Here is a 21,056-nt window from a genome sequence, read left to right on the forward strand (position 1 = left end):
TTATTTTCCATGAAAGAATTTATACGTTTTGAATTACTTGTAAAACAATTTTTATTATTCATATGATTTTCAAACACTTAATATCATTCAAATCATTTTTATTCTATATTTGCAGTAAACACTCATGACCGAAAAACTACTGCAATATCTCTGGAACTATAAAGTGTTCAAGCATTTCGACTTCAAAGATCTTGAAGGCAATCCCGTTGAAATTTCAGACTTCGGGAAATGGAATACAGATTCCGGTCCGGATTTTCTGGCGGCGAAGGTAAAGATCAATGAGATTACTTTTGCAGGGAACATAGAACTTCACGTAAAATCTTCCGACTGGATCTTTCACAACCATTCACACGATCCAAACTATCAGAATATAATTCTTCATGTCGTTTTTCAGAACGATTGCGAGATTGAGGAACTGAAAAACAGAAATATTCCTACCATAGAATTAAAAGATCATATCGATGAAAATATCCTGTGGAAATATGAAAAACTGATCGGCGGAACGCAGTTTATTCCCTGCGAAAATATTTTTAATCCCAATAAAATTCCGCTTCACTTTCACGAAGAAAATGTTCTGAAAAAGCTGGCAGAAAAATCTTTAGAATTTGAGATGAACTTGGCTCAGTTTAAAAATAATTTTGAAGCCGTCTTATTTCATTCTTTAGCCTATTCTTTCGGATTAAAGGTGAATGCATTTATTTTCAGGCAAATTGCGGAAAGCATAGATTTCACCGTCATTAATAAGATCCGGCAAAACGAAACCCAACTGGAAGCTTTATTTTTTGGTGTTTCCGGCTGGCTGGAAAATCCGGAGGATGAAACGATGAAAATCTGGAAGCGGGAATTTGATTTTATCAAGGCAAAATTCAACATTTCCAATCTTAAATTTCATCCTAAATTTCTGAGATTACGACCACCCAATTTTCCTACGCTCCGTTTGTCGCAGTTGGCAAATCTCTATTTCACATATCAGAACTTATTTTCGAAAATCATCCATGTTAAAAATACAGAAGAGCTTTTCGAAATTTTTAAGAATGTAAAAGCTTCCAAATACTGGAACAATCATTATAATTTCGGGAAAATATCATCGGTAAATCAGACCAAAGTTGTATCGCGCGATTTTATCGAATTGATTATTTTGAACACAATTTTACCTCTAAAATATACCTATCATCAATATCATAACGAAGAAATTGCAGACGAAATTCTGCTTTTTTACAAAAACCTTCCCTCCGAAAAAAATTCAGTTATTACGGATTGGAAAAAGCTGGGCTTGAAGTGTAAAACGGCACTGGAATCGCAAAGCCTGATTTATCATTTTAAAAATTCCTGTGAAGAAAAAAATTGCTTAAATTGCGGTATTGGATTTAAAATTTTAAAAGAATCTTCAAATGCTTGACAATATCCGCCATAAAATGGAAAGAGAATGGTTTGGCGTTCTTACAAGAACGGGCGCAAAACTCGGAATTCCTGTTTCTAAACTGAGAGTTTTTTTCATCTACTCTACTTTTGCAACGGCAGGATTTTTCTTTTTAATTTATCTGGGACTGGCATTCACACTTTGGGTAAAGGATATTTTTATCACCAGAAGACCCAATGTTTTTGATTTATAATTATGGAATTTCTGCAGATTACATCAACGGAAGATTACAGAGTTCAGGAGATTTTTGAGGCATACTGCAAAACGTTTCCCGAAGATGAAAGAAGAGACTGGAACAAGCTTTCTCCCCTATTCCAGCATCCTAAAGTAAAGATAATTTCGGTGCTTCACGAAGCTAAAAATATAGGCTACTTAATCATCTGGGAACTCAGCCATTTTGCTTTTGTAGAACATTTTGAAGTGTTTGAAGAATTCAGAAGCCAGAAACTGGGATCTCACATTACCCGTTATCTTTTTGAAAATTATCCAAGAATTGTTCTGGAGATAGAACACGGGCATTTAACAGAAGATACGAAAAGACGCTATTCTTTCTACCAGAAAAACGGTTTCAGCCTGATTGATGAAATGTACGTTCAGCCAAGTTACGGCGAAGGAAAAAACTCTTTGAATTTATGGCTGCTTGCCAATTATCAACCCGAAAATCTAAAGGAAATTAAAGACGAAATCTACGATATTGTTTATCATTAAAATATAAAATCCGAAGAAAGTTCTTCGGATTTTTCACTGTTTTATTTTTTGTTTTTACTCTCCTCAATTCTCTTTACAAAAACGGGAAAAGCCTCGTCCATTCTGGATAATGCGCCTGTCAGGTTTTTTGCCCTAACAAAAGTTCTGGTCTGAGGTTTATTCACAAAAGAAAATTCTATAAACTCTGAAATTCTTTCAGCAGGAATGCCTTCTTTTGTAAAATATTCGTCTTCTACCCTGTTTCTTATCCACGCAATGTCTTCCTGAAGATCATCATATCTGTATTGGCGCTTCATCCTTCTTGCATCGCCGCTTACAAGATCATACAATCCCTGAACATTTAGGCTTCCCAAAAGGATCGGAATTAAAACCTGCTTTACTTCTGCCGGTTTTTCTCGCATTTTTCCTACGGGTTGCGGCAATCCTACCGCATCTTCTACAATTTGTCCTTTATCAGTTTTTGCCACCGCTTTCGAATCTTTATCGAGATCTCCGGTAATTTTAGCCACTTGCACTTCTTCAATGTCTTCCGCAATTCTCGTAAGCTTAATATTCAGTTCTTTGTTTAAACCATACATTGCTTTTATGGAAGATCTTTCAAAACCATTTCTTACAAAACGGATTTCGTCATCGGGAGAAGCAATCTCAATAGAAAACGTTCCGTCGTTTCCTGTATATGTTTTTTTATCCGCAGAAATATTCATTACCGTAACGGAGGGTAAACTGATTCCGTCCTCATCGGTAATTTTTCCGGAAATTTTTTGCTGTGAAAAACCATTCACAAACAGAAAAAGTAGAATCATAACTAATCTGAAATTCATAAGATTATTTATTTTGAGGCTGCGGCGATTTGTAGGCTGAAATTCTGCCCAAAACTGCATTTTTAAACCGATTCATATCTGCTTCTGTACAATAGCCGTATTTCAGGATATTTTTCCTTTCAAAACCTGTTCTTAAAATATAGAGAATGAAATGCTGGATCTGTGGTTTAGGAATTTGAAGTTCTTCAAAGAAGGTGTCTCCCAAAGCATTTTGAAGATAATTCATCAGATCTACATCGTCCCATTTGTTTTTAACTTTTCCGAAACTGTAAATTCCTTTGGTTACAGGCTGTACAAATTCTCCCGGTCTGGCTGCCAAAACTCCCGGAGCCGACTTTTGCGACATATATTTTGCCAGATCGTTCTTCAGTTTTTCAACTTTTCTTGGCGGATTTAGATTTTTAGCATCGATCTTAATATCTCCCGTTATGTTTTTTTTAATTTCAACTTCCGCAATCAGTTCTGCCGCTCTTATCATTGTTACATTTACAGGAGCCGTGATGTTTTCCTGGGTAATTTTACGATTTGTACGCTCATAACCCGATTTTACAAAGCGAAGTTCGTCTCCCGCTCTTCCCGAAATCATGAAATGACCGTCGCGGTTTGTAAGAACCCTTTCATCTGTCCGGATATTGATTACCGTTGCTTCAGGCATCTCATTATTATCCTCGGAAGTTACTTTCCCGAAAATATAATTCTGAGCATTACAGTTGATGAAAAAAAGAGAAGCTAAGACAAAGAATAGTTTTATTTTCACAGGTTATTTTTTATAAAGCAAAACTAAAGTTATTTTTAAACTAAACTACAAGTTTAACCACAGTTAACGTGTTTTAGGATTTCTTTTAGAATTTTATTTTTAAAACTGTTAAATAGCAGCAGAAAATTGTTAAAATTTCACTTAAAAATTAGCTAACTTGCACTTTGAATTCCACTAAAAATGCAAAATTCTTATACGGTAATTAATGCTTCGGCAGGTTCTGGGAAAACCTATGCTTTGGTGCAGAGGCTTTTAATGATCTGTCTCCGGTATCCTAATCAGCAGCAGTCGATCAGGAATATTCTGGCATTGACTTTTACCAACAAGGCTGCCAATGAGATGAAGGAAAGAATTCTGACGTGGCTTGGAAATTTTTCCAATGATAATTTTGCAGAAAATCCGGATTTAAAAAATATTCAAAAGGCATTTGAAGAAGAAGGACTGAAAATAACGATTGATGAGCTGCATCACCGTGCAAAAAAAATGCTCGATTACGTGCTTCATAATTATTCTACTCTAAATATCGGAACAATCGACCGTTTTAATTCGCGACTGGTAAGAAGCTTTTCTTATGAACTGGGACTTGCCAAAAACTTCAATCTGGAAATTGAAGCGGAACCTTTTCTAATCGAAGCGGTTGATAAAATGCTCGATCAGATTGGCGAAAACGAAGTGATCTCCAACTCTTTCATGGATTATGTGGATTACAGTCTCGAAAATAACGAAAGAATCAACCTGAATAAAAGTCTTTATGGTTCGGCAAAAGAATTTGTGAAAGACATTCATTACGAACACCTTAAGAACAATAAGGATTTCGACAGCACGAATTATGAGAACATCAAAGACACGCTTCGAAAAGAAATTGCCCAGAACAAAAAACAGGCAATTGAACTCGCTACACGATCCATCGAATTATTCAGGTCCAGGAATATTGAAATCGAAGATTTTGCACAGGGAAAAAACGGAATCGGAGGATTTTTTACGAAAGTATTAGACTTTTATCATCAGAAAAGACCGGGTTTTCCTTTTCCAACGACTGCGGAAGAATCTGTTGTGAACAATTACCGGAAAGGAGCTTCGGCAAAATCAAAAAACAAGGAAGCTGAAATTCTTGAAATTCTCGATCAGCTTCTTGATTACAGAATGCAGCTTATTCGGCTGTACATAGAAACCCAGAAAAAAGAGAAAATTTTATCCGCGCTTCTGCCTTTAAAGGTAAATAAAGACATTCAGGATGAGCTGAAAAAAATTGAGGAAGAAAACGACCTTGTTTTGCTTTCTAAATTTAATATTTTAATTAACGAAAACCTTCGGAATGAGCCTTCGGCTTTTATTTATGAAAAAGTAGGCTCCCAGTTTCAGCACTATTTTTTTGATGAATTTCAGGATACTTCAGAATTACAGTGGCAAAATTTCCTTCCTTTGAGAGATCATGCGATTTCATCAGAAAATACTTCTTTTACGTTGGTTGGAGACCCAAAACAGAGTATTTACCGCTTTCGTGGAGGGGAAAGTAAACTGATGCTCGATATCATCAACAAAAAAGAATTTTCTCCCAAACAGGCAGATTTGCTGGTTTTAAAAGACAATTGGCGAAGCGCGAAGAATATTGTTCACTTTAATAATGAACTGTATAAATTTCATTCGGAATCTTTATCGGAAGAGCATAAAAATATTTTCGGAACTGATGCCGAACAAAATCCGAAATCGTCGATCGAAGGACGTGTAAAAGTAAATCTGATAGAAAATCTTACGAATGAGGATTTTTACAACGATACGTCTGAAAGCATGAGGAAAGATATTCAGGAGATTCTGGATAATGGCTTTAAATTTTCAGACATTACGATTCTATGCCGTGGAAATTTTGATATTTTCAGCTATTCTCAAAAACTGGGAAATCTAAAGGTAAATTACAAAGGAGAGGAAACGAATATTAAAACGATTTCCGATAAAGGTCTTACCTTAGAATTATCCAACACGCTTAAAGCCGTTGTTGAATTCCTGCGATGGGAAAGCAATCCTAAGAATAAGCCGAATCTGATCATGATGATGTATTACCTGAACAAACTGGGAAGAATTCAGATGGCAGATTTTACCCTGGAAATGAAGGAAATTTTAGGAATTGAAACGCACGAAGAAACGTTACACTTTATTCAGGAAAAATACGCTCTGAAGCTTAAGCAGGACAATTTCCCGAGATTCAATCTGTACAACTTTGTTGAGTATTACATTAATGAATTTTCTGTTGAAAATAAGGAGACTGATTTCCTGCTGAACTTTCTCGAAATGCTTTTCAATTTTACACAAAATGCAGGAGCGAGTACGAAAGAATTTCTGAAATATTGGGATGAAGAGGCTTCTGCATATACGATTCAGGCTTCGGAAAATATTGATGCGATCCAGATTATGACGATCCACAAAGCAAAAGGGTTGGAGTTCCCGATTGTTTTTATCCCAATGATTAATAAAAATCGTGATGCTGAGTTCACCAATTGGTTTGAAACGAGCAATGACAGTGCTTTAAAGTCGGTTAATATTAATCAGTTCAGTAAAAATCTTGAGGTGTATGACGAGGAAATCCAGTATTTCAATCTCCAGAATTCTTATAAAAACTTTGTAGACAGGCTGTGTCTGCAATACGTTGCGACAACGCGACCGGTAGAGCAATTGTATTTTTATATTCAGAAAGCGAATAAAACGTCTAACAATCTTGAATTGCTGGAGTTTTTACAGTCTAAAAATCCGGAAAATCTAGATGAATTTGATCTGTATGAAGTGAATCCCGAGATGCTGAAAAAACATTCAAGGGACAAAACCTCTCATTTTGAAACGAAGGATATTCAGAATTTAAAAAATATCAACGAAAAAAATACATCGATTAAGATTGCCACTCCGTCAAAAAATTATCAGGTACGGGTTGAAAAAGTAAGAATCGGGCTTTTTGTCCATGAATTATTATCCCAAATCAATACGGCAAAAGACATCAGAAAAGTTCTGGAATGTTACGTTCTGGAAGGACAGATAACTATTGAGGAAAGCACAGAAATTGAGAGAAATTTAGAAGAAATTATAGAAAATAACGCCGAATTTTTTGATGAAAAATGGCAGGTTATCAATGAAAAAGATATCATGATTTCCGAAAACGGTGAAAGCAGCGTGTATCGTCCAGACAGAATTTTAAAGAGTCCTGAAGGCTACGTCATTGTAGATTTTAAAACAGGTGAAGAATCTGAGAAAAATGACAGACAGATTGCCCATTATAAAAATATTCTGGAAAAGCTGGGTAGAAAGGTTTTGAAAACGCAGCTTATTTATTTGTAATCTCAAATATTGTATTAAGAAACGTCTACGGCGGCACCAAAGGTGCCGCCGTAGACGTTTTACGATCTATTTTTCTTAAGTATAAATTAACACTTATTCTGTTTTTCATTACACTTAATCAATATGTGATGACAGTTAATTACTATAACTGGCAATTTAAACCCAATTCATTTACCTTTAATAAGATATAATTTAAAACACTGACTATTAGTATTTTAAAAATAAAATTCTATTAATCTTAAATACATGAATTATGCCAGAAATTCTATTCAAACCACCTTAGATTAAAAATCAGATCATTAAAAAAAATTTTAACCATTAAACAAAGTATTATGAAAATTAGAATATTTACATTCATCTTATCGCTCTTCATGATCCTGAGCATAAGCGCACAAACAGCTTCTAAGTATTTTTATTACTACAAAGGGAAAAAATATTTCCTTCAGTTAGACAAATCATCAATTGCCATTTCGTCTGCCAATACAGATGTTGCAAGAAATTTTAAAACAACCACCCCGATTGTTGAAAATTTTACCAAAAATTCTCTTTTGAATGACGGGAAAAAAGTGGCAAGCGATAAAAAAAGCTATTATGTAGAAATTGAATCCGACGCCCATATTTCAGACGAACAATACATTGCCAATATCGCTGAAAAAAACAAAAATCCCAATGTACTGGTTGCATCCCCTTGTTTTATAAGCGGTGAAAAACAAAAAATGGGAATGTCTAATAATTTCTATGTAAAACTGAAATCAAAAAATGACCTCAAACTTCTGAATGAATTAGCACAGAAAAACAATGTGGAAGTATTAGGCTATAACGAATATATGCCTCTTTGGTTTACGATTTCATGTTCTAAAAATTCCACTCTTCCTACGGCAATAGAAATGTCCGCTTTATTTTACGAAACAGGATCTTTTGAAGCTTCAGAACCGGAATTTATGTATCACAATCTGGAAGCTACGGCAGATCCTTCTTATCCCAATCAGTGGTCACTGAAAAATACAGGACAGTTTGGGGCTTCTTATGCGGGAATTGATATAAAAGCTGAATCGGCATGGACTTTATCCACCGGAGCCAACGTGAAAACAGCCATCTTTGATCATGGTTTCGAAATGAATCATCCGGATCTTTCAGCGAATGTTTTCGGATCAGGATATGATGCGCAGACCAATACTTCACCTTCTGTGGTAAGAGGAAGTCACGGTACCGCCTGTGCAGGAATTGCCGGAGCCGTTCAAAACAACAATTTAGGAATCAGCGGTGTGGCTCCCAATACAAAATTAATTTCTATCAGTATCAATCTTACTTTTTCCGATACTCCTCAACAATTGGCTAATGGTTTCAACTGGGCTACAGCAAATGGTGTAGATGTAATCAGCAATTCATGGGGAGGATATGCACCTTCCACCATCATCGAAAACGGAATTACCAACGCTTTGGTAAACGGCAGGGGCGGAAAAGGGATGGTTGTAGTTTTTGCTGCAGGTAATGAAAACAATACCACGATCAGATATCCAGGAAGCTGGAATCCACAAATATTAGTGGTTGGAGCATTAAGTCCTTGTGGTGAAAGAAAAAATCCGGGCTCATGTGACGGAGAAAACTGGTGGGGAAGCTGCTACGGAAGTCAGCTCGACATTATGGCTCCCGGTGTGAAAATGCCTACCACAGACAGACAGGGAGGCAATGGATATAATGCCTCAGACTATACCCCTGATTTTAACGGAACATCTTCTGCATGTCCTGTTATTGCCGGTGTAGCTGCCTTAATTTTATCTGCAAACCCTTGTTTAACCGCTCAACAGGTAAGAGATATTATAGAACAGACTGCTCAAAAGGTAAGAACAGATCTTTATGCTTATGCCTCCACTTCAGGAAGACCAAACGGAACATGGAATAGCCAGATGGGATATGGATTGGTAAATGCTTATGCAGCAGTTCAAAGAGCTAAATCAACATTCAGTCTTGCTGCATTCGACAGTTCTGCGGATATCGGTCTGGAACCTAATCCTTCTGCAACGACATGGGCAAATATTTATCAGAGTCCTGATATCTGGAACAGACGTACCAACAGTTCTCTATTAAACTTTACCCATCAGGATCCGGGATATCTTGGACCGGGATTTAATGTGATGAGATTCAGAGTTCGCAATATCGGCTGTACAACTTCTGCCCCAAGTTTTGCAAGATTATACTGGACAATGGGATCTACCGGCGAAACATGGCCAAACTCATGGAACGGAATACAGTTAATTAACGGTTTTTCGGCAGGTGGAGAACTTACTACTCCGTATACAGGATTTAATGCTTCGAATGCATATGCAACAGGTCAGGGATTCAAAATTCCGGCTCTGGCTCCGGGACAAACTTATATTATTGATGCCAAATGGAATCCGGTAGATCCTGCAATTTATGGAGGGCTTACCGATAATCAGGTTTGTTTCTTAGGCAGAATTGTATCTCCGGGAGATCCTATGTACAACGAAAATCCGGGTCCGAATGCTCCTATTCAGCCTAATGTTACCAATAATAATAACGTTGTAACCCGAAATACAAGATTAGTAAGTTTAAGCGGAACTTTCCCTAAAAAATCAGGATTCTTCTTCGGAAATTATTTTGATTTTGAAAAGAATTTTGATGTTAAATTCAATTTGGTAAAAGATTCTAACGTGCCTTTCAAAAGCGTAGGAAATATTGTAGTAAAACTAAATGATATAGCCTGGGAAAGATGGGAAAACGGAGGAAAAGTAATGGAAGGAATGCAGGTGCTGAATTACAATGAACATGAATTTATCATCACAGATCTTCAGAACGCTTCCCTTAAAAATATCAGGCTGAAAGCAGGCGAATATTTCCCTGTTGCGCTTAGTTTCCAACAGGAAAACACAAGTATTACCTCACCGGAAAGCTATGATTTTGCCGCTACTCAAACCATTACAGGAAGTCCTGATGAGTTGTACGGAAGTGTTTGTCATTTCCTGATTACCATCAACCAGAAAGAACCTTCAGACGGAGAGCAGTTCTGCGACGACAAATGCAGACAGGCAAAAGCTCAGTCTGCCATTTTACAGGATGTGAAATTATCTCCAAATCCGGCTTCTTCCAATGCTACTTTAGAATTTAATCTGGCTGAAGATGCAAAAGTAAATATCGTATTGGCAGATTATAACGGAAAAACACTTAAAACGATTTCAGAATCCGAATCTTTAAGAAAAGGAATCAGCAGAAAAGTATTTTCTATTAACGATCTTCCGAATGGAGTTTACGTAGTAAGTATTCTCGCTAATTCTGAGAAAAAATCTATCCATCTGATAGTAAAACATTAAGAATTAAATATAATTATCAACAAAAAAGAGCAGAAATTTCTGCTCTTTTCGTTTTTTATGCTGTAAAATAAATATTAAGCTGTTGTATCCGGTGCAAAAACTCTTTGCGCCAATTCCTGATCAAACAGATATAAAGCGGATGGATTATCGCTTACCATTTTAATTTTCGTAACCAACTGAGATGCGCTTGCTTCTTCTTCTACCTGTTCGTTGATGAACCACTGCAGAAAAGAAGTTGTTGCAAAATCACCTTCGTCATTTGCATTTTTCACGATATTGAAGATACTTTTGGTCACTTTTTTCTCGTGTTCCAAAGCTTTTTCAAAAATGTCGATTGCGTTTGCAAATTCGTGGGGTGGCTTTGCGATTTCACCAATGATGATTTCTCCGCCTACATCATTTAAATAGTCGAACATCTTATCAGCATGCATTAATTCTTCTTTGCTCTGTACACGGAAATAATTGGCGATCCCGTCCAGATCTTTACCGGAAAACCATGCAGACATAGAAAGATAATATTGTGCAGCGTATTGTTCGTGAGCTATTTGTTCGTTAATTAATTTTGCAATTTTTTCGCTAACCATAATTCGTAAATTTTCAGTCAAAATTAGGGAATAAAACCCCGAAATCAAAAGTTTTAATAGAATTTAATGAAAAAGGACGGAATAAATCCCGTCCTCTCACACATTAAAAAATCAAAATTATAAACTACTTAATTTGCATCCGGAGCCGCCGTATTCATTGGTTTGTGCATTCTTCCGCCTTTCATTCCTCTTTCTTTCATTGCCACTTTTCTCTGCTCCATTTTTGCTTTTCTGTCTGCCTGCCATTTATCATATTGCTGAGGAGTAAGAATCTGTTTCATATCGGCATCCATCTGTGCTCTTTTTGCCTGTCTCTGATCTTTGTTTTTCTCAAAATCAGCTTTCATTTCAGCTTTTCTTTTTTCGTGAAGTGCTTTAATTTTATCTACCTGAGCCTGATTTAAATTTAAATCTTTCTGCATCTGCGCCATATGTTCCTGTTCTCTCTGCTGAAATTTTTCTTTCATTTCCGCTCTTTTTGCCTGTCTGTCCTGAGGTGTCGGAGTTGTCTGCTGTGCCATTGCAAAACTTCCCATTCCGATAAATGCTATTGCTAAAACTAACTTTTTCATTTTTTTAAATCTTTAATTAATTGTTATACATCTTTTTGATTATTAGTTAAAAAGAAAGTTAAAAGACAAACCTCATAAAAAATGTTAAATTTTAACACGAATTTTTCAATCATAAAATAAAAAAAAGAGCAGATCATAAATATCTGCCCTCACACCACTTAAATATAATATATGAAAATTAATTCTTTGCAAATCCGGTTCGGAATCCGCTGTTTCCTCTGCTTTCTCCTCCTCCTCTGTTCTGTTCTCTTGGAGCAGCATTTTCACTTCTTCTGAAACCACCGTTATTCCTGAAACCGCCTCCGTTATTTTCCTGTCTCGGAGCTTCTTCTCTTCTTACTTCTCCTCCTCTGAAACCGCCACCTCTGGTTCCGCTGTTGTTCTCCGCTCTTTCATTTCTGAAACTTCCGTTATTTCTTGTACCTCCTGTTTCATTTCCGCCACGGAAGCCTCCATTATTTCTTACTCCGTTATCATTTCTGAAAACCGGATTATTGTTTCTGTTTTCTGCCTGATTACGGAAACCACCGTTATTACCGTCTCTTACACCTCCACGGAAACCGTTGTTCGGTCTGTCGCTTCCTCTTACAATATTAAAGGTCGGATTATCATATCTACGGAATTTGTTTCTGTCTACTCTGTAGATATTGATGTTTATATTTCTGTAACGCGGTATCGGTCTGCAAATTCCTGCATAATGCGTTCTTCGGTAATTCTGAAAATAAACTACAGGACTGTATCCTCTGTAATAATTATTCTGGAATACCACGAAAACTCTCGGTCCCAAAATTCTTTCCAACGCGTAGAATCTGTCATAATACCATCTGTCCGGATTGTATCTGTAGAAATTATTCCATGTGGAGAAACTTACATACAGATTATTCAGTCTTAAGATCTGGTCTATCTGCCAACGATTCAGCCTGTTTTGGGCAAAAAAGCCATTCCAGTTGATGCTTATAATGCTGTTCCTGTAATCATTGTAATTGGTCTGGTAATAATCCTGTGGATAATAATCCTGCGGATAATTGTAGTAATAGTCGTCCGGGAAATAATTCTGATCGTCTTCATCACTGTAATATCCTCCGTCATTCTGATAATAGCCGTCATCTTCCCAACCATTATTCGGATACTGCTGAGCAAACGATAAAGTCGCCATGCCCAAAGCAAAACTGATTAATATTTTTTTCATTTCTATAGTCGTTAATTGGTTAATATAGTCGAATTTTCTCTTCTATCTTTTGGATATAAATAAAAAAAAGAAGTTAAATCTTCCGATCCAACTTCTTTTAATTTATTATTAACTAATTGATAATCAAATGTTAAATTTATATTCTTCCGCTATCTTTAATCCAGTAGGCTATTTTCTGATTGAAATCTTTCTGCTGTTTCAGATCTTCCAGATTAAGATGCATTCTGTATCTCCAGTAATGTGGAAAAACCGCAGGATTGTTGATTCTTTCATTATCCATTTTAGGATTGCGAAGATTTTTATCGGTTGCTAAAAACTCCTGAATCGGGAAAATTGCCAGCATCGAATCATTATAAAGATGCTGTTTCATTATAATTTCAGCTAAGTGAGGATCCAGTTCTTCCGGAGCTTTTCCATACTGTGTCAACTGCTGATTGAAATATTTCTGTGTAAGCGCAGAATCTTCTTTCCACCACTGTCTCAACGTCGAACTGTCATGTGAGGAAGCCGTAACAACATTCAGATAGCCTGCATCTTTTGGATTATAAAAAGGAATATTATCTGAAGGCATTCTCTGAACTTTTAAAGCAATAATCGCGAGTTCATCCATCACAACAGGAACGCAGTCCGGAACAAGGCCTAAATCTTCTCCGCAGATCAGCATTTCTGTAGCATTAAGAATCATCGGAAGTTTCTCCATTGCTTTTTCATACCAAAGATGATCCTGTCTTTTGAAGAAATAGTCGTGATACAGGTCATAGATCGATTTTTTCTCCCAATCCGAAAGATATTTGTAAGATTCTGTGTTGTACACATTAAATCTCGGATGATAAACAACCTGTCCGTTTCGTTCCTCAATTAAAAATAAAACATTGGCACAAAGAGAAATCAACTGATCTTCAATCGGACCTCGTGGATTTTTCTTAAAAAAGTCGGCTAATTTACGCTGTGTATTAAATTCTTCTTTAAATGAATAGGTTCCGTTCTGGTTGTTATTGATGAACTCAAGCGCTTTTCCGCTGTTTTCGCCTAAATATTTCCAGAGAATATGATCATTAATAAAAGGTTTGCAATATCTGTCGAAATTAAAAGGAATATGTCTCGCATTGAATTCTTCCAGCGTAATAGGAACGGCAGGATAAAAATACCCTAAAATTCCCTGAGTTGCAGAAACCGGCATTCTCCAGATTCTGAAAAACCCTAAAATATGGTCGATTCTCATCGCATCAAAATACTGTTCCAATGCTTTGAACCTGTTTTTCCACCACTTGTAATCATCAGCTTTCATGGCCTCCCAATTGTAGGTAGGGAATTCCCAATTCTGCCCCAATTCGGTGAACTGATCCGGCGGTGCTCCTGCCTGAAAATCCATTCCGAAAAGTTCAGGTTCTGTCCATGCTTCCACAGAATGTCTGTAGATTCCGATCGGCAGATCTCCTTTCACGGAAATTCCGAGGTTATGCGTATAATCAATCGCATCCTTTAATTGTTTATGAAGCTGATACTGAACCCATGCATGAAGCATAGAAGCATCATAATCTTTACTTTTTGCTGAAAAAAATGTAGAAACCTTTCCTGCAATATATTTTTTATGCGTTTTCCATTCGTTGAAATTCGGAGTCTTGTATTTGTCCCTCAGTACACAGAATGCTGCATAAGGAAGAAGCCAGCTCTCGTTATCTTTGATGAATTTCTTGAAGTTTCTGTCCTTGTAAATCTTTTCTTTATCTTCATTGAAAACGGCTTTCAGATACTTCCACTTTCCAAACATCATCTTTTCGTAATTGATTAATTCTAATGAATTTAGTTCTGACTTTTCAGCCTGATAATCTTCAATTAAATCTTTAGGTAACGCAAAATCAAGATTTTCAAGGGAAATATACTGCGGATGAAGCGCATATACGGAAACTGCCGCATAAGGATAAGAATCTGTCCATGAATAATTTGCCGTTGTATCGTTAATCGGCAGAATCTGGATAATTCCGAGATTGGTTTCTTTTGCCCAGTCCGCGAGTTTTTTCATATCAGAAAATTCACCGACACCGAAGCCGTCTTCCGTTCTCAGAGAGAAGACAGGAACAGCAACTCCTGCATCGTGATACATCTGATACAGTTTGAATTTAAAATAATGATCCGAAACAATCTGTAAAACGTCCTTCGACTGATTGGGAAGAGCAAATCTATTTTCGCCTGTTTCCACATCGACTACTTTGCCTTTAGCAGCACTGTAAAGACAGTATTTATATTGAATAAATTCGTTTTCAGGAATTTCCAGAGAAGTTTCCCAAATGCCGAAATCGGTCTGAGACAGATGAATCGCTTTTTCGTAGTCCCAATTTCCTAATGAAGCCGTACTTCCGAATACAACAATCTTCCAGTCCGGATTATAAATCGGAGCCTCTATTCTGAATAAATGCGTATGCTTTTTCAGCACAGAAACTTTTTCCGGCTTGAATGTATTCAGCTTGTTATAGAGAATTTTGTTATTGAGGTAGTTTTCAGGAAAATTTTTATTATTCCATTCGTCAAAAACCACAAATTCCTTGTAATTGTGCGGAAAAGTAAGATGATGCGGAACAAACTCCTCGCGAAGAATATTTCCTCTTTCATCGATAAGCTGATAATGATATGATATGGTTTTGGAAAAGTAATCCACCTCACACTTCCACAATCCGTTTTCTCCGTAAAACATAGCATGAGTCTGATGTACAGAGCCTTCATCTTTGATCATCAATTGCAGATTCTCTCCGACTTTCGCACTGTAACCTACATTAAAGTATAGCTTCATTTATATTTTTTTATAAAAATACATTATAATCCTGAAAAATAAAACTTATTGAATATCAAATATTCATTAAAAAAACCTTTTCAAAATGTCTGAAAAGGTTTCTAAGCTTTATACAAAGTTAAAGATTATTCTGTAACTAAAATTTTCTTGTTTAATAATACTTTTCCGGATTCGTCGGTAATGTTTACCAGATAAGCTCCGCTGATCAGATTTTTAAGATAAACCTGTTGATTTAAAGAACCGTCTTTTACAGATAAATTCTGTTTCATCACATTTTTTCCTGAGAGATCGAAGACATTCAGTTTAATATTTCCTTTTACAGCTTTATCATTTACATTAACGTTAATGTACTTTTCATCCACTCTTGTCGGATAAATATCCAGATTGGCATAAGCATTATTAGAAACGGCTTTATCATTCGCAAAATATTTACTTGCCAAATCATAAATATGCAGATTCTGCTCTCCTCCAAGCGGTTTTGCCTGTAAAGTAGTAAGATCCACTTCATAAAGAGAAGCTCCTTTTGCACTTGCAATCACCACTTTCCCTTTTGAATTTACGGCAGATCCGTTTACTGAATAATTTTCAGGAATTCCGGCAATTTTTCCTATGAATTTTGCTTTCATTTCTTTAGGTGAAACCTTGAAAACATTTCCCGAAGCTGAAAAAACATAGAAATTATTTTCTGCATCGGCAATCATATCTCCTCCGAAACCTGTTTCAATAGTGGTAAAAGAATTTTTTCCGTTGGAAGCGTCATCTTTGATGATTCCCAAATCGTTAACCACATATTGATTTCCTTTTCTGCTGATCTGCAAAAACTGTGTTCCGGAATTGTTGATCGCGTAAATATTTCCGTCATAACCTGTTGTCATTCTCGTTACATGAGAATTGATGTCACACGAAGTAACTCTTGCCACACTGTTTTCCACCAATGTAATTTCCTTTGTTTTGGCATTTAAAACATAAATATTGGAAGAAAACATCGGCATATACACCAGATTATCATTGTAAGAATCATAAGCCAGCGTTGCCATATTTACAGCCTGAGCGTTATTGTAGGTATTTTTATCCTCGGTTACAGCGCCGTTTCTGCTCTGTGAGAAAACTCTTGCAGAAGAATCTGCATTAAAAATCTGTTCTCCGGAAGTTCCGCTTGTTCCGTCGATGGAACGGAAATCATTAAACACAATACTCTGTGTGTCTTTTCCGACTAACGCAAAAAAATCCTGCTGTGCCGAAGCGTTTGCGCCTATTAAAAGCAGGAATAAAGGGAATAAATGTTTTTTCATAGTCTATCCATTTAAATTTTTAATCATTTTATTATGACTAAGTTACGTAATTTTTGGATTGGATTTTAATTTTTTTAGTTTGAAAATAAGGTTTAGGCTAAGTTTTGAAAATAGATTTCTCCTTCGTCGAAATGACAGTATTATGTATAAAAAAACTCCCGCAGATTTGGCTGATTTAGCAGATAAATTGGTTTAAAATCTGCGTAATCTGTACAATCTGCGGGAGATATATTAAAAGCCGTAAAGCTTTATTTTAATTCAAAACATAAGAAGTTCCGTCTCTTCCGTCTTTCAGTTCGATACCTTCTGCAAGAAGTTTATCGCGGATCTGATCGGAAAGCTCGAAATTTTTTGATTTTCTTGCCTGATTTCTCAACTCGATTAAAACTTTCAGGGTCTGATCCAGTTTTTCATTATTGTTTTCCTCAATCGTCTGAAGTCCCAAAACGTCGAAAACCCAAGCATTTAAAGTAGATTTTAAATCATCTAAATCTTTCGTTGAAACAGTTTCCTTTCCATCATTTAAAGCAAAGATATATTTTACCGCTTCAAATAAATGCGCAATTAAAACCGGAGAATTAAAATCGTCCGTTAATGCATCATACGCTTTATTTTTCCATTCTTCAAGACTGAAATCGGATTGTTTTTCATCATTAGGAGTGATGCTGTTCAACACTTTAATGGCTTCCATCAATCTCGTGTATCCTTTTTCACTCGCAATCATGGCATCATTTGAAATGTCTAAAACACTTCTGTAATGCGCCTGCAAAAAGCAGAAACGAACGATGGAAGGATGGAATGGTTTTTCGAAGAAATCATTTTCCCCTGTCACCAACTGCATCGGCAAAATATAATTTCCGGTGGATTTGCTCATACGCTGAGAATTCATCGTTAACATATTGGCGTGCATCCAGTAATTTACAGGAGAAGCATCATTGCACGCTTTTCCCTGTGCAATTTCACATTCATGGTGCGGAAATTTAAGATCCATTCCGCCTCCGTGAATATCGAAAGTTTCTCCCAAATATTTTGTACTCATCGCAGTACATTCCAGATGCCATCCCGGAAAACCTTCTCCCCAAGGCGAATTCCATCTCATGATGTGTGCCGGAGAAGCCTTTTTCCACAATGCGAAATCCTGCGGATTTTTCTTTTCGCCCTGTCCGTCGAGATCACGGGTATTGGCAAAAAGTTCTTCTATATTTCTTTTTGAAAGCTCACCATAGTTTAAGCCTCTTCTGTTGTATTCCAACACATCGAAATACACAGAACCGTTGCTTTCGTAAGCGAATCCTCTTTCTATTAATTTTTGAGTAAGTTCGATCTGCTCTACGATATGACCTGTTGCAGTCGGTTCAATATTCGGAGGAAGCAAATTGAACATATCCAACACTTTATGAAAATCGACCGTGTATTTCTGTACAATTTCCATTGGTTCTAACTTTTCGAGACGAGTCTGTTTAACGAATCTGTCGTTGTTCACGTCGCCGTCGTCGGTAAGGTGACCTGCATCGGTAATGTTTCTTACATAACGAACTTTATAACCCAAATGCATCAAGCTTCTGTAGATGAAGTCGAATGAAAGGAAGGTTCTTACATTTCCCAAGTGTACATTGCTGTAAACGGTCGGTCCGCAGACGTACATTCCTACATTTCCTTCTAAAATCGGCTTGAATATTTCTTTTTCTCCCGCAAGCGAGTTGTATATTTTTAGTTGCATGATTTCTTATGAATGATAATTGATGATTAATAAATGATTTTTTTAATTTAATTCAGGATAAGTCTTTCACAACAAATAATTGTTGTAATAAAAATTTTATCTGAAACTTTTTTAAATTTTATCATTATTAAATAGCTTTTAAATGATGTTGTAAATGACTAATATAATCATTAATGATGAATTCCAAAGTAAAAATCTGAGGTTCTGTCTTCGTCATATCACAGGTTTTCTGTAGATCTTCATCCTTTATATTCTCAACCACATTTACCATCTGAAGGTTCAGAAATTTCCAAAGACTGATGATATCCGACGTTGGAATATTCTGATAATTCTGGGCTTTTACCCAAAAATCCTGATCATAGACAATATTCTCATTTTCTTTATATTGGGTGACTACAAATCTTCTGATATTTGATAATGCACTATCACAAAGATGCCCTAAAATTTCTTTTTTCGACCATTTTTCAGGTGAAATTTTATATGCCCAGTCTTCTTCATAGATCTCTGCAAATCTAAGAAGTTCTTCCTCTACAATATTTTTAAGAATCTGATAGTCCATTCATTCAATTACTTTAATCCAATTTTGCATGGCTTCCTACATAATGAAGAAATTCCTGTCTTGTGATAGGATTGGTTCTGAAAATGCCGCTTAATTCTGCGGTAATCGTAGAACTTGCGGTATCTTTTATTCCTCTGCAATTAACGCAAAGGTGTTTTGCATCAATGATACAGGCAACGTCTTTTGTTCCTAAAGCTTCTTTTAAAGCGTTTACAATCTGCATGGTGAGTCTTTCCTGAACCTGCGGTCTTTTTGCGTAATAATCCACAATCCTGTTGATTTTTGAAAGACCGATTACTTCACCATTCGAAATGTAAGCAACATGAGCTCTTCCGATAATTGGCAGGAAATGATGCTCACAAAATGAATAAACAGTGATATCTTTTTCCACCAACATCTGGCGGTATTTGTATTTATTTGAAAATGTGGAAATTCCCGGTTTGTTTTCTGGAAGAAGTCCTCCGAAAATTTCATTCACATACATTTTGGCAACACGTTTCGGAGAGTCTTTTAAAGAATCGTCGGTCATGTCCAAACCCAGCGTTTCCATGATCTCCCCAAAAAGTTCGGTAATTTTTTCTATCTTTTCTTCCGGTGATTTATCAAAAGCATCTTCCCTTATAGGCGTATGTTCTTTTCCTGTGAAAATATCATCGTCGTTATCCGTAAAATCAACCATTTTTATTTAATTTGCACAAAAATACGGATAAAATCTGTTCGTCATATTTAATTTGGGCGAAAAACATTATCTTTTACCCCCACTATCATTTTACACCATGATTACTGCTGAAAAAGTACAAAACCAATCTCAGAGAAAGAAATTTTTAGAATTTCCGGCAAGGCTTTATCAAAAAGACAAAAACTATATAAGACCCCGAAATATTGATATCGAAGATATTTTTAACCCTCAAAAAAACAGATTTTTTAAAAACGGCGAATGTGCAAGATTTTTGTTCAAAAATAAAGAAAATAAAATCGTAGGCAAAGTTGCGGTTTTCATTAACGAAACGTATCAGCAAAAACAGCCAACCGGCGGAATTGGGTTTTTCGACTGTGTAAACGATCAGGAAACTGCAAATTTTATTTTTGATTATTGCAAAAGCTGGCTTCAGGAAAGGGGAATGGAAGCAATGGACGGACCGATTAATTTCGGGGAACGTGACAAATTCTGGGGATTGGTAATTGAAGGTTTTATCGAACCTTTGTACGGAATGAATTATAATTTCCCTTATTACAAAGAGCTTTTTGAGAACTACGGATTTAAAATTTATTTTGAGCAGCTTTGTTTTTCAAGACCTATTTTCGCTGAAGTTTCGAGACTTTTTACGGTTATGCACGCCAAACACAGTAAAAATTCTGATCTTTCCGCAAAACCGATGACGAAAAATAATCTGGAGAAATTCGCCAGAGATTTTACGGAAATTTATAATAAAGCGTGGGCTGCACACGGCGAAGGAAAATGTATGCAGGAATCTAAAGTGCTGAAAATGTTTAAAACGATGAAACCGATCATCAATGAACATATTTCATGGTTTGTTTACGAAAATGAAAAACCGATCGCGATGTGGATGAATCTTCCGGATACGAATCAGTGGTTTAAATATCTGAACGGAAAATTCGGGATGTGGGAAAAGCTGAAGTTTCTCTGGATCAAACAGTTTAAGAAGAACGAAAAAATGGTCGGTCTGGTTTTCGGCGTTGTTCCTGAATGGCAGAGGAAAGGTCTTGAAGGCTACATGATCTGGGAAGGAACGCAACATTTAAGAAAACATACAGATTTTAAAATCACTGAAATGCAGTGGATCGGGGATTTTAATCCTAAGATGATTAAAATTGCGGAAAATCTTGACACCACGATCACACGAAAATTAGCGACGTACCGCTATCTTTTTGACAGGAATAAGGAGTTTGAAAGGCATCCTGTTTTGTGATTCAATAGATTTCGGCGGCTTCGCCGCCGAAACCCTATAAAAAAGTTCTGCATTTCTGCAGAACT

General features: G+C 36.3%; 16 protein-coding genes. 6 read left to right on the forward strand and 10 right to left on the reverse strand.

Features of this window, described 5'->3' with window-relative positions; all coding sequences use genetic code 11:
• Window positions 1-124 precede the first annotated feature (124 nt).
• From H6W52_RS04795 to H6W52_RS04805, 3 genes are read left to right on the forward strand one after another with little or no spacing between them, the layout of a single operon-like run.
• Window positions 125-1,399 carry a DUF2851 family protein gene (locus tag H6W52_RS04795; RefSeq protein WP_116095926.1) on the forward strand — a complete coding sequence of 425 codons (1,275 nt, stop codon included), beginning with the start codon at window positions 125-127 and terminating at the stop codon, window positions 1,397-1,399.
• Window positions 1,392-1,613 carry a PspC family transcriptional regulator gene (locus tag H6W52_RS04800; RefSeq protein WP_029297636.1) on the forward strand — a complete coding sequence of 74 codons (222 nt, stop codon included), beginning with the start codon at window positions 1,392-1,394 and terminating at the stop codon, window positions 1,611-1,613. Before H6W52_RS04795 ends, H6W52_RS04800 begins: the two co-directional genes overlap by 8 nt.
• 2 nt (window positions 1,614-1,615) lie before the next feature.
• Complete coding sequence (locus tag H6W52_RS04805; protein ID WP_116095924.1) at window positions 1,616-2,128, forward strand: GNAT family N-acetyltransferase; 513 nt, start codon at window positions 1,616-1,618, stop codon at window positions 2,126-2,128.
• 41 nt (window positions 2,129-2,169) lie between these two features.
• Here H6W52_RS04805 and H6W52_RS04810 read toward each other — a convergent pair whose 3' ends face one another.
• The gene (locus H6W52_RS04810; RefSeq protein WP_116095922.1) at window positions 2,170-2,949 is read right to left on the reverse strand and encodes a carboxypeptidase-like regulatory domain-containing protein; all 780 of its coding nucleotides are present in this window, start codon (window positions 2,947-2,949) and stop codon (window positions 2,170-2,172) included.
• 4 nt (window positions 2,950-2,953) lie between these two features.
• Window positions 2,954-3,706, reverse strand: a complete 753-nt coding sequence (locus H6W52_RS04815; RefSeq protein WP_116095920.1) for a carboxypeptidase-like regulatory domain-containing protein — start codon at window positions 3,704-3,706, stop codon at window positions 2,954-2,956.
• 180 nt (window positions 3,707-3,886) lie between these two features.
• Here H6W52_RS04815 and H6W52_RS04820 point away from each other — a divergent pair, with 180 nt between their 5' ends.
• Entirely contained in the window at window positions 3,887-7,027 is a 3,141-nt protein-coding gene (locus tag H6W52_RS04820) for a UvrD-helicase domain-containing protein (RefSeq protein ID WP_185216486.1), read from the forward strand.
• Between the two features lie 332 nt (window positions 7,028-7,359).
• Entirely contained in the window at window positions 7,360-10,356 is a 2,997-nt protein-coding gene (locus H6W52_RS04825) for a S8 family serine peptidase (RefSeq protein WP_116095916.1), read from the forward strand.
• Window positions 10,357-10,430: 74 nt separating this feature from the next.
• On the opposite strand, the gene H6W52_RS04830 is transcribed toward H6W52_RS04825, so the two are convergent.
• The 8 genes from H6W52_RS04830 to folE all read right to left on the reverse strand — a co-directional run bounded on the left by H6W52_RS04830 (window position 10,431) and on the right by folE (window position 19,739).
• Entirely contained in the window at window positions 10,431-10,940 is a 510-nt protein-coding gene (locus H6W52_RS04830; RefSeq protein WP_116095914.1) for a ferritin, read from the reverse strand.
• A 128-nt stretch (window positions 10,941-11,068) separates the two neighbouring features.
• A complete protein-coding gene (locus tag H6W52_RS04835; protein ID WP_087707892.1) occupies window positions 11,069-11,512 on the reverse strand; it encodes a hypothetical protein in 444 nt (147 codons plus the stop codon).
• A gap of 178 nt (window positions 11,513-11,690) precedes the next feature.
• Entirely contained in the window at window positions 11,691-12,701 is a 1,011-nt protein-coding gene (locus H6W52_RS04840; protein WP_116095912.1) for a hypothetical protein, read from the reverse strand.
• A 136-nt stretch (window positions 12,702-12,837) separates the two neighbouring features.
• Window positions 12,838-15,489, reverse strand: coding sequence for a 4-alpha-glucanotransferase (locus H6W52_RS04845; protein WP_116095910.1), 2,652 nt, complete (start codon window positions 15,487-15,489; stop codon window positions 12,838-12,840).
• Between the two features lie 125 nt (window positions 15,490-15,614).
• Entirely contained in the window at window positions 15,615-16,781 is a 1,167-nt protein-coding gene (locus tag H6W52_RS04850) for a T9SS type A sorting domain-containing protein (RefSeq protein WP_116095908.1), read from the reverse strand.
• A 253-nt stretch (window positions 16,782-17,034) separates the two neighbouring features.
• On the reverse strand, window positions 17,035-18,501 hold the full coding sequence (gene cysS / locus H6W52_RS04855; protein ID WP_116095906.1) for a cysteine--tRNA ligase: 1,467 nt from the start codon (window positions 18,499-18,501) through the stop codon (window positions 17,035-17,037).
• A gap of 127 nt (window positions 18,502-18,628) precedes the next feature.
• Entirely contained in the window at window positions 18,629-19,060 is a 432-nt protein-coding gene (locus H6W52_RS04860; RefSeq protein WP_116095904.1) for a DinB family protein, read from the reverse strand.
• Window positions 19,061-19,073: 13 nt separating this feature from the next.
• Complete coding sequence (gene folE, locus H6W52_RS04865; RefSeq protein ID WP_076395046.1) at window positions 19,074-19,739, reverse strand: GTP cyclohydrolase I FolE; 666 nt, start codon at window positions 19,737-19,739, stop codon at window positions 19,074-19,076.
• A 97-nt stretch (window positions 19,740-19,836) separates the two neighbouring features.
• Here folE and H6W52_RS04870 point away from each other — a divergent pair, with 97 nt between their 5' ends.
• The gene (locus H6W52_RS04870) at window positions 19,837-20,991 is read left to right on the forward strand and encodes a hypothetical protein (RefSeq protein WP_116095902.1); all 1,155 of its coding nucleotides are present in this window, start codon (window positions 19,837-19,839) and stop codon (window positions 20,989-20,991) included.
• Window positions 20,992-21,056: the final 65 nt, after the last annotated feature.

This window comes from Chryseobacterium sp. C2(2020) (assembly GCF_014218915.1).
GTDB lineage: Bacteria > Bacteroidota > Bacteroidia > Flavobacteriales > Weeksellaceae > Chryseobacterium > Chryseobacterium mucoviscidosis.

Coding starts and splice junctions, on each gene's coding strand:
- H6W52_RS04795 (WP_116095926.1), top strand. CDS start 125: ATGACCGAAAAACTACTGCAATATCTCTGGAACTATAAAGTGTTCAAG.
- H6W52_RS04800 (WP_029297636.1), top strand. CDS start 1,392: ATGCTTGACAATATCCGCCATAAAATGGAAAGAGAATGGTTTGGCGTT.
- H6W52_RS04805 (WP_116095924.1), top strand. CDS start 1,616: ATGGAATTTCTGCAGATTACATCAACGGAAGATTACAGAGTTCAGGAG.
- H6W52_RS04810 (WP_116095922.1), bottom strand. CDS start 2,949: ATGAATTTCAGATTAGTTATGATTCTACTTTTTCTGTTTGTGAATGGT.
- H6W52_RS04820 (WP_185216486.1), top strand. CDS start 3,887: ATGCAAAATTCTTATACGGTAATTAATGCTTCGGCAGGTTCTGGGAAA.
- H6W52_RS04825 (WP_116095916.1), top strand. CDS start 7,360: ATGAAAATTAGAATATTTACATTCATCTTATCGCTCTTCATGATCCTG.
- H6W52_RS04830 (WP_116095914.1), bottom strand. CDS start 10,940: ATGGTTAGCGAAAAAATTGCAAAATTAATTAACGAACAAATAGCTCAC.
- H6W52_RS04835 (WP_087707892.1), bottom strand. CDS start 11,512: ATGAAAAAGTTAGTTTTAGCAATAGCATTTATCGGAATGGGAAGTTTT.
- H6W52_RS04840 (WP_116095912.1), bottom strand. CDS start 12,701: ATGAAAAAAATATTAATCAGTTTTGCTTTGGGCATGGCGACTTTATCG.
- H6W52_RS04845 (WP_116095910.1), bottom strand. CDS start 15,489: ATGAAGCTATACTTTAATGTAGGTTACAGTGCGAAAGTCGGAGAGAAT.
- H6W52_RS04850 (WP_116095908.1), bottom strand. CDS start 16,781: ATGAAAAAACATTTATTCCCTTTATTCCTGCTTTTAATAGGCGCAAAC.
- cysS (WP_116095906.1), bottom strand. CDS start 18,501: ATGCAACTAAAAATATACAACTCGCTTGCGGGAGAAAAAGAAATATTC.
- H6W52_RS04860 (WP_116095904.1), bottom strand. CDS start 19,060: ATGGACTATCAGATTCTTAAAAATATTGTAGAGGAAGAACTTCTTAGA.
- folE (WP_076395046.1), bottom strand. CDS start 19,739: ATGGTTGATTTTACGGATAACGACGATGATATTTTCACAGGAAAAGAA.
- H6W52_RS04870 (WP_116095902.1), top strand. CDS start 19,837: ATGATTACTGCTGAAAAAGTACAAAACCAATCTCAGAGAAAGAAATTT.